Source organism: Pseudomonas sp. NPDC087817 (assembly GCF_044742875.1).
GTDB lineage: Bacteria > Pseudomonadota > Gammaproteobacteria > Pseudomonadales > Pseudomonadaceae > Aquipseudomonas.
The window spans coordinates 236,849-251,301 of record NZ_JBIUVJ010000002.1; the positions used below are offsets into that span (position 1 = coordinate 236,849).

General features: G+C 60.3%; 14 protein-coding genes. 4 read left to right on the forward strand and 10 right to left on the reverse strand.

Annotation, left to right across the window (positions count from 1 at the left end):
- Positions 1-135 precede the first annotated feature (135 nt).
- The 8 genes from ACIONG_RS03040 to ACIONG_RS03075 all read right to left on the reverse strand — a co-directional run bounded on the left by ACIONG_RS03040 (position 136) and on the right by ACIONG_RS03075 (position 8,693).
- Positions 136-840, reverse strand: coding sequence for an energy transducer TonB (locus ACIONG_RS03040; RefSeq protein ID WP_103302172.1), 705 nt, complete (start codon positions 838-840; stop codon positions 136-138).
- Between the two features lie 3 nt (positions 841-843).
- Positions 844-1,269 carry a biopolymer transporter ExbD gene (locus tag ACIONG_RS03045; RefSeq protein WP_007915482.1) on the reverse strand — a complete coding sequence of 142 codons (426 nt, stop codon included), beginning with the start codon at positions 1,267-1,269 and terminating at the stop codon, positions 844-846.
- Between the two features lie 11 nt (positions 1,270-1,280).
- The gene (locus tag ACIONG_RS03050; RefSeq protein WP_401296602.1) at positions 1,281-3,080 is read right to left on the reverse strand and encodes a DUF2341 domain-containing protein; all 1,800 of its coding nucleotides are present in this window, start codon (positions 3,078-3,080) and stop codon (positions 1,281-1,283) included.
- A 12-nt stretch (positions 3,081-3,092) separates the two neighbouring features.
- Positions 3,093-4,691, reverse strand: a complete 1,599-nt coding sequence (locus ACIONG_RS03055) for a ShlB/FhaC/HecB family hemolysin secretion/activation protein (protein WP_315449152.1) — start codon at positions 4,689-4,691, stop codon at positions 3,093-3,095.
- A gap of 59 nt (positions 4,692-4,750) precedes the next feature.
- Positions 4,751-5,362, reverse strand: a complete 612-nt coding sequence (locus tag ACIONG_RS03060; RefSeq protein WP_103302175.1) for a transposase — start codon at positions 5,360-5,362, stop codon at positions 4,751-4,753.
- A gap of 280 nt (positions 5,363-5,642) precedes the next feature.
- Positions 5,643-6,851 (reverse strand): DSD1 family PLP-dependent enzyme, encoded by a 1,209-nt coding sequence (locus tag ACIONG_RS03065; protein WP_401296801.1) that lies wholly within the window; start codon positions 6,849-6,851, stop codon positions 5,643-5,645.
- A gap of 74 nt (positions 6,852-6,925) precedes the next feature.
- Positions 6,926-8,254, reverse strand: a complete 1,329-nt coding sequence (locus ACIONG_RS03070) for a D-arabinono-1,4-lactone oxidase (protein ID WP_401296803.1) — start codon at positions 8,252-8,254, stop codon at positions 6,926-6,928.
- A 76-nt stretch (positions 8,255-8,330) separates the two neighbouring features.
- Positions 8,331-8,693: a cytochrome c5 family protein gene (locus ACIONG_RS03075; RefSeq protein ID WP_103302178.1), complete on the reverse strand. Its 363-nt coding sequence runs from the start codon at positions 8,691-8,693 to the stop codon at positions 8,331-8,333.
- Positions 8,694-9,048: 355 nt separating this feature from the next.
- On the opposite strand from ACIONG_RS03075, the gene ACIONG_RS03080 reads away from it, so the two are divergent.
- A complete protein-coding gene (locus tag ACIONG_RS03080) occupies positions 9,049-10,674 on the forward strand; it encodes an NADP-dependent glyceraldehyde-3-phosphate dehydrogenase (protein ID WP_401296605.1) in 1,626 nt (541 codons plus the stop codon).
- Between the two features lie 46 nt (positions 10,675-10,720).
- Positions 10,721-11,761: an FUSC family protein gene (locus ACIONG_RS03085; RefSeq protein ID WP_401296805.1), complete on the forward strand. Its 1,041-nt coding sequence runs from the start codon at positions 10,721-10,723 to the stop codon at positions 11,759-11,761.
- Positions 11,762-11,764: 3 nt separating this feature from the next.
- Here the strand turns inward: ACIONG_RS03085 and ACIONG_RS03090 are convergent, their stop codons facing one another.
- On the reverse strand, positions 11,765-12,658 hold the full coding sequence (locus ACIONG_RS03090) for a DMT family transporter (RefSeq protein WP_401296607.1): 894 nt from the start codon (positions 12,656-12,658) through the stop codon (positions 11,765-11,767).
- A 148-nt stretch (positions 12,659-12,806) separates the two neighbouring features.
- Between ACIONG_RS03090 and ACIONG_RS03095 the strand changes: the two genes are divergently transcribed.
- A complete protein-coding gene (locus tag ACIONG_RS03095) occupies positions 12,807-13,244 on the forward strand; it encodes an Lrp/AsnC family transcriptional regulator (RefSeq protein ID WP_103302181.1) in 438 nt (145 codons plus the stop codon).
- A gap of 57 nt (positions 13,245-13,301) precedes the next feature.
- The gene (locus tag ACIONG_RS03100) at positions 13,302-13,619 is read left to right on the forward strand and encodes a YceK/YidQ family lipoprotein (RefSeq protein ID WP_212808996.1); all 318 of its coding nucleotides are present in this window, start codon (positions 13,302-13,304) and stop codon (positions 13,617-13,619) included.
- A gap of 81 nt (positions 13,620-13,700) precedes the next feature.
- Here the strand turns inward: ACIONG_RS03100 and ACIONG_RS03105 are convergent, their stop codons facing one another.
- Positions 13,701-14,372, reverse strand: coding sequence for a Bax inhibitor-1/YccA family protein (locus tag ACIONG_RS03105; RefSeq protein WP_008081508.1), 672 nt, complete (start codon positions 14,370-14,372; stop codon positions 13,701-13,703).
- Between the last annotated feature and the right edge of the window lie 81 nt (positions 14,373-14,453).

A 14,453-nucleotide genomic window follows, 5' to 3' on the forward strand; every position in this document is an offset into this window, starting at 1 on the left:
AATTAAACAGCAAACAAGATCTACAACAGACACACCAAAAAAGAACTCTATTAAAAAGAACAAATAAAGGGACAATCGATTCACGTTGGAAATCATCTGCACACAACTCCTTTTCATACAGCTTTATGAATTCGGTTAACCCGGACGCCGCCCTTGCAGGGACATGCGCACAGGCAGGGTGATGGAGGCCGGCGGCCGTTCGCTCAGGTGCGGCGCGTTACGCAGTGCCGCCAACACCTGGGTGTCGATTTCGGGGTTGCCGCTGGACTTGATCAGCTCGACCCGGGTGATCTCGCCAACGCTGCTCAGCCACACATCGGCCTGCAACGTGAACGCGAGGTTGCGCAGATCAGGGTTCTCGCGCAGCAGCTTCTGGAAGGTGAACGCGAGGAACTGGCTGTAAGTGCCGTTGCCCAGTCGTCCGCCACCGGCACCGGCCATGCCGCCGCCCTTGCCCGCGCCGATGTTGAACGCGTCGTTGCCGGACTGCGCATCGCCGTCCATTTGCATCGGATTGGCCAGATCGTCCGCCGGCGATGGCGGTGCTTCTTCCTCGGGCTTGACCTCTTCCGGTTCAGGCGTTGGCTCAGGCTCGACGACTTTTTCTTCCACTGGAGTTTCCGGCTCTGGTGGTTTCTCCGGCGGCGGAGGTGGCGGTGGCGGCAACGGAATGATCGTCGGCACCTTCGGCGCTTCGCGGCGGATGCCGCTCATGTCGTTGGCCCATTGCCACAGCAGATACGCGGCGATAGCGCCGAGCAGCAGCCCGGCGCCCCATTTCACAAAACGCAACGGCGACCGTTTCACGGGCAGCGGCTCGAAGGGCATTTGTGCAGTCATGACTCAGCCCTGACTCGGTTTGCCGGTCACAAGACCGACCTGGGACAGTTCGAGCCGGCGCAACAGATCCAGCACTTCGATGACTTTCTGGTATTGCACCGTCGCATCGCCGCGCACGATCACCGGGAAGTCCGGGCTCTGCGCCTTCTCGATGCGCAGGCGCTCTTCCAGCTCGGCCAGGGTCACCGGGTAGGCATCGAGGAACACCTGACCGCCGTCGTTGACCGAAATCGCCTTGGTCTTGGCCTCGGACAACGACACCGAAGCGCTGGCCTTGGGCAGGTTGATCTGAATCCCCGAGACCTGCGCCGTGGCGGTGAGGATGAACATCACCAGCACCACCATCAGCACGTCGACCAGCGGAGTGATGTTGATGCTGTCCACCGCTGCATCTTCGTCATCGTCGTGGGAGGCATTTACAGACGCCATGTCAGTGCTCCTCAGGCCGGTACGGAGTGGTTGGCGTGATGGCCGCGCTGATGCGATGCCTCACTGAACTGGCTCTCGCCGTGCATCTCGGCCAGACGGGTGATGAACTCGTCGACGAACACACGCATGTCGGCGCTGACTTCCTTGTTGCGGGTGATCAAGCGGTTGTAGCCAAACAGCGCCGGGATCGCGACGAACAGGCCCATCGCTGTGGCGAGCAATGCCGCCGCCATGCCCGGGGCGATCGCATTGATGTTGACGTCGCCGGCCATCGCCGTGCCGAGGAACACCACCATGATCCCCAGCACGGTGCCGAGCAGGCCGATGTACGGGCCGCCGGCGATGGCGTTGGACAGGGTCGAGAGTTTCGAGCTGAGTTGCTGGTTTTCACGGGTACGCACGCCGTCCATGGAGCAGCGGATGGCTTCGATGGTCGCAGCGGAAACCGACGAGGTATCGGCGCCCTGCTCGCGGCGGGTGCGGATCTCTTTCACCGCGACTTGATAGAGGCGCCACAGCGGCGAGTGCTGCAAACGCTGGGCGAGTTGCGTGTCGTCCGCAAACATCTCCAGACGCGTGCCGACCTTGGCGAATTGCACGCGGAAGTCTTCGTTGGCTGCGGTCACGCGGCTCAAGGTGCGATTCTTGCGCAGCATGATGATCCACGACTGGAACATCATCAGCACCAGCACGGCGATGATCACCCAGGCGTCGACTGGCACCGCGTTGAGCAGGAAGCCGAGGCTGCCGAAACCGAAACCGGATTGCTCTTCATCGACGCCGTAAGCGACCAGTTTCGATTCGGCGCCCTGCGAGGTGGCGTCGGCGAGTAACAACGGTGCCGAACGCGCGACTTTCGACAGACGCAGTTCGTCGATGGCGCCTACGAACGGCTGGAAGGCACTCGCTGAAAGATCAGCGCCGATGGCCATGACCGAGTTGAATGCCGGCATCGCCAACGCCAAGGTCGCGCCTTCGCGGCCGTTGATGTACAGGGTGACTTTCGAGCCTTCAGTGGTCAGCGCGACGTGCTGCCATTGGCCCGGATTCAGCGCTTGGGCAGCGACCGCACGTTGGCCGTCGATCTCCACAAACGGTACGCCTTGGTTGGCACCGATCAGCAGACTGTTGGCGCCTTCACGACGGGCCAAAATCAGTTGCTCGCCACTGGCCTGATCCAGACGCAGCCAGGCACTGAAGGTGAACGCGCTGCCAGCGTTGTGCTGCAACGAAGGACTGGCCGGCAGCAACAACGGCTGTCCGCTGAACTGCAAGGCCCGCCCTACTACGCCGTCAATCGCCGCGCCAGTCGCGCTTTGCGCGGTGTTGCCGTAGGCGGTGGTGTCTTTGGCCGGAGTACCGGTGGCGCCATCGAAGTGATAAAGCGCGGTGTAATTCGGATCGAAGGTCAGTTGGCCGTTGCCCGTCGCCGGGGCCTTCTGATTGCCGTAATACATCCAGATGTCCTGGCGCTGGCCGCCCTCGACATTCGGCACGTCGACCCAGATCAACGCCATGCCCATCAGCGCATCGAAGCTTTCGATCTGGTGATTGAGCACAGTCTTGTCGTCAGCCGCGACGAAGCGCAGATCCGAACCGTCCTCCTTCACCCCGTCAAAGGTGAAGTTGCCGGTGTGCAGGCGTACCAGCAACGCGGTGCGGCCGAGGGCCTGATTGATCGCCGCGCCCTGCGGCGTGGTATCGACGGCGATCTGTTTGCGGTAGTGCCAGTCGTCCTGCCACCAGGCCTGAGCCGTGGCCGGGAGCACGAAGCCCAGGCAGATCAACAACGAAAGAATGAGGCGCTGCATGAACGTGCTCCTTTAAAAAGTGGCTTGAAGGTTGAAGTGCAGGCGCGATTCCTGTTTCGAGGTGTTCGGCCCTTCGAGTAGCGGGTAGCCCCAGTCGAGGCTGCCGGACAGCCATTTGCTCAGGCTGGCGCGGGTGCCGAGGCCGACGCTGGCCAGGGCGTAATTGGCGTCCTGATCCGGTAGCTCATCGCGCAGGTAAAGTTGTGCGCCTTCGGCAAAGGCGTAGAAACGCCAGTCCTGCATCCACGTGCCGGCGTACTTGGCGAGTGATGGCGTGCGGACTTCCTGACTGAGCAGCAAGCCGTCATCACCGGTGCGTTCGGCCGCCAGATAGCCGCGTACCGAAGTGGCGCCGCCGGCAGAAAATTGTTCGTTGGAAACCAGTGGCCCGGACGCCAACTGGAACGCGGCTTTGCTCGCGCTCTGCCAGTCGCTGTCGAAGGTCCAGGTGTAATTGGTATCGCCCTTGAGCACGGCGAAACTCGGTTTGGCGCGGTAGCGTTTGTAGTCGAAGTCTTCGTCGGAGCTGCCGTAACCGAAGATGCTGCGCGTGGCGGCGACCAGACTCAGGCCGAGGCCGAGCTGGCTCTTTTCGCTGTAGCGATAGCCGTTGTAGGCGAAGGTGAACGGCGCGTATTGCAGGGGGACTTTGTCGCTCTCGCCGGACAGCGTCAGGCGCTCGTCGAAATCCTTGAAGTCGATGCCGGCCGACAACGAGTTCGACCAGTTGCCGCTGGAGGGCAGCGTGTAAATCGCCGAGACGCCATAGGAATGGCCCTTGCCCAACACGTTGCTGCCACCGATGGTGGCGACGTTGCTGTCGGACTGGTAACCGGAGAACTGCACGCTCCAGCGCTCGGTCAGCGGCGCGGTGTAGGACCCAGACCAGACCTTGGCGTTGTCGGTTTCCTGTGGCGCCGTGAAGAACGTCAGGTTGACGCTATGGCCGAGTTGCCAAAGGTTGTTGTAGCCGAGGCTGGTGACGGTGCGCAGCTTTTCAGTGTCGGCGCTGTAATCGTTATTGAGGCCGACGCTGGCGGTCCACGGGTTCTGGTCTTCGACCTGCAAATCGACGTCCATGGTGCCCGGGCGCTGGCCTTCGCGAACCAGTGGCATGACCTGCCGACCCGGGGTTTTGTTGAGCTGTGCCAGTTCGCCCTGAACCTTGGCGAAGTCCGGCACCTCGCCCTCCTTCAGCGCCGGGACGTTGTCGCGGATGTCCAGGGGCGAATAGTGTTTGGCACCGACCACGCGGACCCGGCCGACCTTGGTTTCGCTGACTTGCAGATAGACGATGCCGTCGGCGACAGCTTGCTCCGGCAGCTCGACGAACACCGATTGATAACCGCGTTCCTGATAAGCCTTCTGCAAGGCATCCCGCGCGCCTTCGATGTCGTTCATGCCTTTCTGCGGGCCGAGAAACGGGTACACCGCTTCTTCAATCGCCCGCGCATCAAGCACGGTATTGCCACGCACGAAGTACTCGTTGACGTCGACCAGACGCTGCGGCGCTGCGTTTTCGACAGCCTCCTCGGCCAATGCCGGCTGCACGCCCGCCGTCACCAGCAGCCAGCCCCACAGCGCCAGCCGTGACTTGAAAATCGGTTCCACACTACCCCCTGAATTCGCGATGACCTGTTGGCGCCTCAGCGCCTTGTGTGTTGCCGCTGTCAATTGCTGACGTGCGGGGCGCAGGCGTGCTTGCCGAGCCAGGTGTGCAGCAGCGCGAAGTTCAACGAGAACTCGGGCATTTGCAGCAAGGCACCGCAGAACACTTCGCCAATGATTTTCTGAATGAGTTGCACCGCCTGCGGGTTGTTGAGCAACGTGGCGATGTCGCGACTGAGGACGTTGAAACTCCAGACTTTCTGGTTCAGGCCGAGGCCGACGAACCAGCGGAACAGCAGGTTGTAATTGAGCTGTTCATACAGCTGCTGCTCGCTGGGCACCGAATACAGCAGTTGCAGCAGCAGGATGTGCATGACCGTTTGCGCGGGGATCAACATGCCGGGCTCGGCATTGAGGTCGTGCAAGAGTTCGCGATGGGTGTCGAGCAAATCGTCGATCTGTGGGCGCAACAGAACCAGCGAATGGCCCGGCGGAATGTAGCTGGACACTTCTTTCAAAGCGCCCTGCCAGTCATCCTGCGAAACAATCCAGACCCACGGCGCGCCGTAGCGATACACCGAAACCGGCTTCTTGCGCGCGGCTTCGACGATCTTCGACAAGCGTTGATCGAGTTCCTGCATGCCCACTTTCGAGTAGCGTTCCATAGTCCCCATTGCCTCACTCCCGGCGTCCCGCCTCGGCTTGTGAAAAGCGCCCCGTTGGGCCCCTCAAGCGCGTTACATAGGCATGACCGAACTGGCGATGTGCTACCGAACTTTTGTCATAAAAGCTTCATTACGGAATTGATCGGGGTTTAACAGACAACACAAAACCCTGTGGGAGCTGGCTTGCCAGCGATAGCGGTCTGTCAGCGAAGTAAAGGGTTGCTGATGTGACGCCATCGCTGGCAAGCCAGCTCCCACAGGGGGACGTGGTGTTTGGACTATTGGGTTTTCAGGTGTAGACAGGCCAGTTGTCGACGATTTTGCCGCCGCGCACGGCCAGCAAATCACCGAATTGCAGGAGTACGGCTTCGGTCTGGGTCGGGCGCAGGAAGACTTGATCTTCGACCGTCAGGCCGACGGCATTCGAGCCATTGACCATCTCCTGATTCGAGCTGCGGCCGTAGACACTGTTGCTTTGCAATCCGGACGGCGATTCGAACTCGGCCATCCAGTTACCGCCGTAAATGAAAAAGGTCTGGCGCTGGTTCTGATCCCACCACGAGAACAGTTTCGACTTGTCATCAAGCGCCGGAATATTCACCGCGCCCGTGCTCTTCAACACCGGCGTGGCGATGTAGGTTGCCGGCACGTGCTCGACCAGCGACGGCAAGTCGTAGTGCGTCGGTTTGAGCATCGCCGTGCCGACGGACACTTCGCTGCTGAGCTTTTCGTTTTCATGGATGCGGTAACTCGGGCTGCCGGCGGTATTCAGGCACAAACCGTCGTGCCACAACGCCGGAAATTGCTGGCGAGTGAAATCCACGCAGCGCTGATAAATCACCATGACCTTGGCGAACAGCTCTTCTGGCGAACCCAGAATCCCCGGCACCCCCATGCCCACGAACGGGTCGTAGCCCATGAACCCGGCGAATTCCAGATGCTGCGGGTTGGCGCTGATCAGCGTGAGCATCTGCCCCAGCACATTCACATCACTGACCCCGCCGCGATGCAGACCGACGTCCAGCTCGATGTTGATGCGCAGTCGCGTGCCCAAACCCTGAGCCAGCGCAAGGTACTGCTGCAAACGTTCAGGGCCGTCGAGCAGCCATTGCAGTTGCTTGCTCGGTTCGAATGAACCTTTGTGATTCTGATAGAACAATTCGGCCGAGCGCACCGGCAGTGGCTTGCCGAGCAGAATGTCCGACCGCGGGAACGCGACCGCATCGTGATTGAGAAACGGCTGATGAAACGACATCAGGCGCTGCGTCCCGGCACGCTGGCCGATGTAGTTCAACAGCCCCGGTGCCGGTAGGGATTTCTCCACCAGCCGCAGTTGCTTGCCGCCGCGCTTGACCGACTGCATGACCACATCGATGTTGTGATCGAGGCGATCCAGATCGATCAGCAACACCGGGCGCATCGGACCTTTGTTTTTCAACTCTTGATTCAGCGCACGGAAATATTCGCTGTACGGCGCGCCCCGGTCGCCCGGACGCAACCAGGCGCCTACACCGATCAACAAAGCGCCGACACCCAGTGTGCCGAGCAGAAAATTACGTCGATTGACCGCCATCAGCTCACCCCCAGAATCGACGACAGATGCGCGTTGAGAAACCGGCCACTGGGGTCCAGCACCTGGCGCACATCGATAAATTCGCGCCAGCGCGGGTACAGCGGTTGCAGGTTTTTCGCGTTGAGCGTGTGCAACTTGCCCCAATGCGGCCGGCCGTTGTACTTCCAGAAGATTGGCTCGACGGCGGCGAAAAAGTTGTGATGGTCCATCTGATAATGCTGGTGCACCGAGATTGAACAGCTGTCGCGGCCCTCGAACATGCTCAACGGAATATCGTCAGCCTTGACGTAGCGATACTCGATGGGAAACCAGGTGCGCAGGTCCTTGTCCTGAATCAACTTGAGAATTTCGCGCAGGCACGCCGGGCCGTGTTCGGCTGGCACGGAATATTCCATTTCGTTGAAGCGCACTGTGCGCACGTTGGCGTAGATGTCGAACGAGTCACCGACGCGGTCATCGAAACTCGCCAGATGGCGCAGGCTGTTAAGCAGCGTACGGCGCAGGTCGGGGAAGTCGCTGCCGTACTTGTCGATCTTCTCGATCAGGGTGACGAACTCGTTGCCGCCCTCCTCTTCGGGCGGAATCGGTGGTGTGGCCGGGTCATCGGTTTCGTTGAGGGCGATGGACAAGGCGTAATCGGAATGGGTGACGACGAGCATTTCCCAGTGCTGGTTTTCACGGGTGTTCTTGTCGAGGTCTTCCAGCAGCTCTTCGGTCTTGGCGATCCACTGGCGTTCGCGCAGGCGATAGGCCGGGCGGTTTTGCAGGCGGATTTTTGTCGCCACGCCGAGGGCACCAAGGGACACGCGCGCAGCGTTGAACACTTCGGGATGGCGCTGGCTGTCGCAGTCGAGCACCTCACCGCTGGCGGTCACCAGTTGCAGGCCGCAGACGTGCGCCGAATAGGACTGGAAGTTTTTCCCGGTGCCATGGGTCGAGGTCGAGATCGCCCCGGCAAGCGTCTGGTAATCGATGTCGGCCATGTTCTGCAGGGCCTGGCCAATGTCTTTCAGTGGCGCGCCCATGCGTGACATCGGCGTGCCGGCGGCGAATTCGGCTTGCAGGGTTTTCGCATCGTGATCGAGCAGACCGTTGAAATAGCTCAGCGACAACAGCGTGCCGTCGGTAGGCACCAGTGCGCTGAAGGAATGCGCCGAACCGACCGGACGGATCTTGCCTTGCGCCTGCTTGATGACGGTCGTCAGCTCATCGAGATTCTTCGGCGCCAGTCGCGCCGCCGGCAGACAACTTTGCCCGCCCGACCAGTTGCGCCACGGAATCAAGCGTGGCGCGCGCAGCAATTGGCCCAATGCCGGGGTGCTGGCCAATGCGCTGAACGCGCCGACGATACTTGCCCGTTGCAACAACTGACGCCGTGTCAGATCCATGGTCATGCGCGCACCCTTATTGTGGGAGAGGCTGGTCGGCCATGAAGCCGATCAATTGCAGAAATTGCTCTTCCGAGCACTCGACGCACTGGCCCATCGGCGGCATGCCGTTGTAGCCGTTGATCGCATGGTCGAGCAGCGTGTCGGCGCCCTGCTGGATACGCGGCTCCCAGGCTTGGCGATCACCGGTGAGCGGCGCGTTGGCGGCAGGGTTGGCGTGGCAGAGCTGGCAGCTGTTGGCGTAGATCTGTGCCAGTGCCGGGTCTTTGGGAATGGCGTTGCCGGCGATGCTGGAAGTGGTCGTCGGTCTGGCGTCATCGCCGCAGCCAGGCAACGCCATGGCCAACGCCAGCAGTACAGTGAGTTGGATTGCCCGCATAACGGCCTCGCTTATTGTTGTGATCACACCTTAAGACAGCGGCAGACAACGGTTGAGGGCATTGCGGGACAGCGAGGGGGGCAAACGGGGCCAGCCCTCTCCCCCGATGATGAAGATCGTTCCCACGCTCCGCGTGGGAATGCAGCCCGGGACGCTCTGCGTCCCATTGGAACGCGGAGCGTCCCTTGAGGCGTTCCCACGCGGAGCGTGGGAACGATCTTCAAGCCAGCCCGCTCTGTTGTGCGCCTTTGCGTGACATTCGGGTGACATTTGCGGGTTTAAATTTCGGCGCATTCAGGCGTATAACCTGTAGAGACTTTTGATCTGCACGCAGACATCAACACGGGGTAGCGACATGACCACAGCAAACATCCTTGGCAACCTGTTCCCTTCTGTCAGCGACATCCCGGAAAAATACCGTCTCGACGCTCAGGTCGAGCAACGCGAATATCTGGTCGACGGCCAGTTGCGCCGCTGGGACGGCCCGCTCGCCACCGTGCGCAGCCCGGTCTATCTAAAAGGTGAGAATGGCGACGAACAAGTCATCCTCGGCAGCACGCCGCTGCTCGATGCCGACACCGCCCTCACCGCCCTCGACGCCGCCGTGCGTGCCTACGACCGTGGTCAGGGCCTGTGGCCGACCATGCGCGTGGCCGAACGTATCCAGCATGTCGAAGCCTTCCTCGGCCGCATGCGCCTGCAACGCGATGCTGTGGTGAAGTTGTTGATGTGGGAAATCGGCAAGAACCTCAAGGACTCGGAAAAAGAGTTCGATCGCACCTGCGACTACATCGTCGACACCATCAATGCGCTTAAAGAACTCGACCGCCGCTCCAGCCGTTTCGAGCTGGAGCAGGACACGCTCGGGCAGATCCGCCGCGTCCCGCTCGGCGTCGCGCTTTGCATGGGCCCTTACAACTATCCGCTGAACGAAACCTTCACCACGCTGATCCCGGCGTTGATCATGGGCAACACCGTGGTGTTCAAACCGGCCAAGCTCGGCGTGCTGCTGATTCGTCCGCTGCTGGAAGCGTTCCGCGACAGCTTCCCGACCGGGGTGATCAACGTCATCTACGGCAGCGGCCGCGAAACCGTCAGCGCGCTGATGGCCAGTGGCAAGATCGACATCTTCGCCTTCATCGGCACCAACAAAGCCGCCAGCGACCTGAAAAAGCTGCACCCGAAACCGCACCGCTTGCGTGCCGCGCTGGGTCTCGATGCGAAGAACCCCGGCATCGTCTTGCCGGAAGTCGATCTCGACAACGCCGTCAGCGAAGCGGTTACCGGCTCGCTGTCGTTCAACGGCCAGCGCTGCACCGCGCTGAAAATTCTCTTTGTGCATGAAGATGTGGTCGACAGTTTCATCGAGAAATTCAACGCGAAACTGGCCACCCTGAAACCGGGCATGCCGTGGGACAGCGGTGTGTCGCTGACGCCGCTGCCGGAGTCAGGCAAAGTCGATTATCTGCACGGCCTGGTGGCGGATGCGCGCAGCAAGGGCGCTGAAGTGGTCAACCCGAATGGCGGCGAATCCCGCGATTCGTTCTTCTACCCGGCGGTGCTGTACCCGGTGAACCCGCAGATGCGCGTGTACCAGGAAGAACAGTTCGGGCCGGTGGTGCCGATCGTGCCGTACCGTCACCTCGATACGGTGATCGACTACGTGCTGGAGTCGGATTTCGGCCAGCAGTTAAGCATCTTCGGCACCAACCCGGTGGCGGTCGGCCGGCTGGTCGACACCTTTGCCAACCAGGTCGGGCGGATCAATCTCAACGCGCAGTGCCAGCGTGGCCCGGATACTTACCCGTTCAACGGCCGCAAGAACTCCGCCGAGGGCACGCTGTCGGTACACGATGCACTACGGGTTTTCTCGATCCGCACGCTGGTGGCAACCAAGTTCCAGGACAGCAACAAGGACCTGATCAGCGAGATCATTCGCGGACGTGATTCGAGCTTTCTGACCACCGACTACATTTTCTGACGAGGGCCTTGCACTGAGTACGTTCAGCACCCACCGACTGCCACCGCTGTTGCGCCGAATCCTGCGTCCGCTGCTGGACCCGTACCGGCGCTACCGACACGCCCGATTGATCCACGCGGTGCGGGTGGCATTGGGGTTGCTGGCGACGATTCTGCTGACCACCGGCATCAACCTGCCCCACGGTGAATGGGCATCGGTGACCATGCTGGTGGTGATCGGCGGTTTGCAGCACCACGGCAACATCGGCAAGAAAGCCGCCGAACGCGCCACCGGCACCCTGATCGGCGCCGGCGTCGGTTTGCTGCTGGTGGCGCAGCAGGCGTGGCTGGGCATGCCGTGGCTCACCTACTTCGCCATGGCCGTGGTTTGCGGCTTTTTCTCCTATCACGCCATTGGCAAGGGCGGTTATACCGCCCTGCTCTCGGCGATCACCGTGTTTATTGTCGCCGGGCATGGCGACAACCCGATCACCGATGGCTTGTGGCGTGGAGTCGATATTCTGATCGGCATTGCCCTTGCCCTGGCTTTCTCTTTCGCCCTGCCGCTGTACGCGGTGTACTCGTGGCGCTACAACCTGGCAGATGCCTTGCGCGATTGCGCCACGGTGTACGGACGCATCATCAACGGTCAGCCGGTCAGTGCTGACGAGCATCTGAAACTGATGAGCCGCCTGAGCGCAGTGATGGTGCAATTGCGTTCGCTGATGCCGTCGGTGTCCAAGGAAGTAAAGATTTCCATGACCGAACTCGATGCGATCCAGCGCAACCTGCGCATGTGCATCAGCACCCTGGAAATCCTCGGCAACACCCGCCCCGATGCCAACGACCCGCAGGCCATGATCCATCTGCAATCAGCGTTGAAGGCTGAGCACAGAGTCATTCGCGTGCAACTGATCGGCATGGCGCGCGCGTTGAAATCCGGCGCGACGCAACGCCTGGAGCGGCCGCTGGAATTGCCGGACGCCAGTCTCGATGCGCCGGTCTACAGCGCCCTCGATGGCTATCGATTGTTGACCCGGCAACTGGCGGCGAACATTGCAGAAATGCGCCAGCGCTTGGCGAAAAGCGCGCCGCGCTGGAACATCTGAGGGTTACTGCGCAGCCAGTCGCCGAGCCTTGAAGCCCCAGCCTTGTTGCATACCGGCAGCGGCCAGCAATATCGCCGCCACACCCAGCCATTGCAGGGTTTCCAGGCGATGGCCGAACGCGAACCAGTCAACGAAGATCGCGGCAATCGGGTAGATGAATGACAGTGCGCCGGTCAGAGCGGTCGGCAATTTCTGAATCGCACCGTACAACAGCACGTACATCAGGCCGGTGTGCACAATGCCCAACGTGATCAGACTGGCCCACGCGCTCGGTGCCTGCGGCATTGCGGAAAAGTGTGCGAACGGTGCGAGCAACAGCACTCCAGTGCACACTTGAATCAGTGCAATCAAGTGCGGTGGCGTGCCGGTCAGACGCTTGATGATCAATGCTGCAATCGCGTAAAGAAACGCCGCACCCAGCGCCAGTGCGATGCCCACCAGATAATCGTTACCGCCCTCGCCTTGCTGGCCATGGGCACTGACGATCGCCAGCATCCCCATGAAGGAAATCGCCAGCCAGAACATTTTCTGCAGGGTGATTTTTTCGCCGAGAAACAGCGCCGCCAAGCCGACCAGCATGAACGGCTGCACGTTGTACACCGCCGTACCAATGGCAATGGAAGCCCGGGAATACGAGGCGAACAAAAGTACCCAGTTGCCGACAATCGCCACGCCGCTGAGCACGGCGAGCAGGAATGTCGTGCGGGTCAGAATGGCCGGCCGCAGAAAGCCGAATGCTGCGCAGATCAACAGCAAGGTGCCAGCGCCGAACACACAGCGCCAGAACACCACGTCCAGCACCGGTTGCCCGGAAACCAGCACGAACCAGCCGATCGTCCCGGATATCAGCATCGCAGCGGTCATTTCAAATGAGCCGCGACGGAGTGTTTTGTCCATCATCAATCTCCTGTGCATTTGTCGAAAGCATGGCAAAAGTATGCCAAGCCAACGCAGGAGCGCTCCAGCGTAAAAAGCAGGCTAAACTGGCTTTCTGCCTTTTTTATCGAGGGTGATTTCCATCAATCGCCTAATACGGGAATTCGCCATGACCGATGACATCGACCAAGTTCTAATCAGTGCCTTGATGGAGGATTCGCGACGTTCGCTCAAGGCACTGGCACAGATCAGTGGTCTGTCTTCGCCCAGCGTGGCCGAGCGTTTGCGTAGGTTGGAAGAGCGCGGCGTGCTCAAGGGCTACACCGTCGAAATCGACCCCAAATGCTTTGGTTATCAATTGCAGGCGATCGTGCGGGTACGGCCGTTGCCGGGGCAGTTGCAGGAGGTTGAGCGACAGATTCTGTCGATCCCGGAATTCACCGAGTGCGACAAGGTCACCGGCGAGGACTGCTTTATCGCCCGTCTGCACGTGCGCTCGATGGAGCAGCTGGACACCCTGCTAGACCGTCTCAATACGCTGGCCGAGACCAACACGGCGATCGTCAAGAAAACTCCGGTCAAGCGCCGTTTGCCGCCGATGGCTTAAGTGCTTTTTCCTGACGTTCGGCGTAAATTGAGGGTTTTCCGGCGAAGGATTGGCGGTATGAAAGTTCTGGCAATGATGCTGATGGCGGCGATGCTGGGCGGATGCGGGACGGTGCAGACCGTCGCGCGTAGCGATCAGGTGGCCGTGGACGATTTAAAGCGGAGCAAATCCTATTGCGGGGCGGTCCCTCGGATCTACAGCGGTGTGATGTACGATTTTTGTACGCTGCATGCGCCGATAGGCGAAGGTAACGCTTACAACGCGGCACTTCCGGGCTGGGCGATTGATGCCGTGGCCTCGGGGGTACTCGACACGTTGCTGTTGCCTTACACGATCTACAAGCAACAGGCCGATGGCAGCATCGTGATCAACTGATCAAAAGCCTCCGCATGTGGCTTTTCTGCAGGCAACAAAAAACCCGTCGAAGCGGGTTTTTTGTTGAAACGCAGACCTGAATCAGTCGTCGCGGCTCATGATGCCGAAGATCTGCAACAAGCTGATGAACAGGTTGTAGATCGATACATACAGGCTGATGGTCGCCATGATGTAGTTCCGCTCGCCGCCATGAATGATGGCGCTGGTCTGGAACAGAATGCAGACCGACGAGAACAGCACGAAACCTGCGCTGATCGCCAGTTGCAGACCGCTGATCTGGAAGAAGAAGCTTGCCAGCGTTGCACCCAGCAGGACGAAGAAACCGGCGGTGATGAAACCACCGAGGAAACTCATGTCCTTGCGGGTGATCAGCACGTAAGCCGACAGACCACCAAACACCAGTGCAGTCATCGCGAATGCGGAGCTGACCACTTCAGCGCCGCCCTGCATGCCCAGATAACGATTGAGAATCGGGCCGAGCAGGAAACCCATGAAACCGGTCAACGCAAACGCGGACACCAGACCCCACGCGGAATCACGGAGTTTGTTGGTGAGGAAGAACAGCCCGTAGAAGCCGATCAGCACCACGAAAATATTCGGGTAGCCAACGCGCATCTGCTGAGCCACGAAAGCCATCACGCCACTGAATGCGAGGGTCAGAGCCAGTAGGCCGTAAGTGTTGCGCAGGACGCGGCTAACCTCTAGCTGCTCAGCCTGCACGCTGTTATTAACTGCGTAATCCTGTTCGCGCATGGCGACACTCCTGTTGGTTTGAAACGTTCAGTCGCAAAGATCATAACAGACGCTCTGTAACAGCCATGCAGAGAGTTTGAC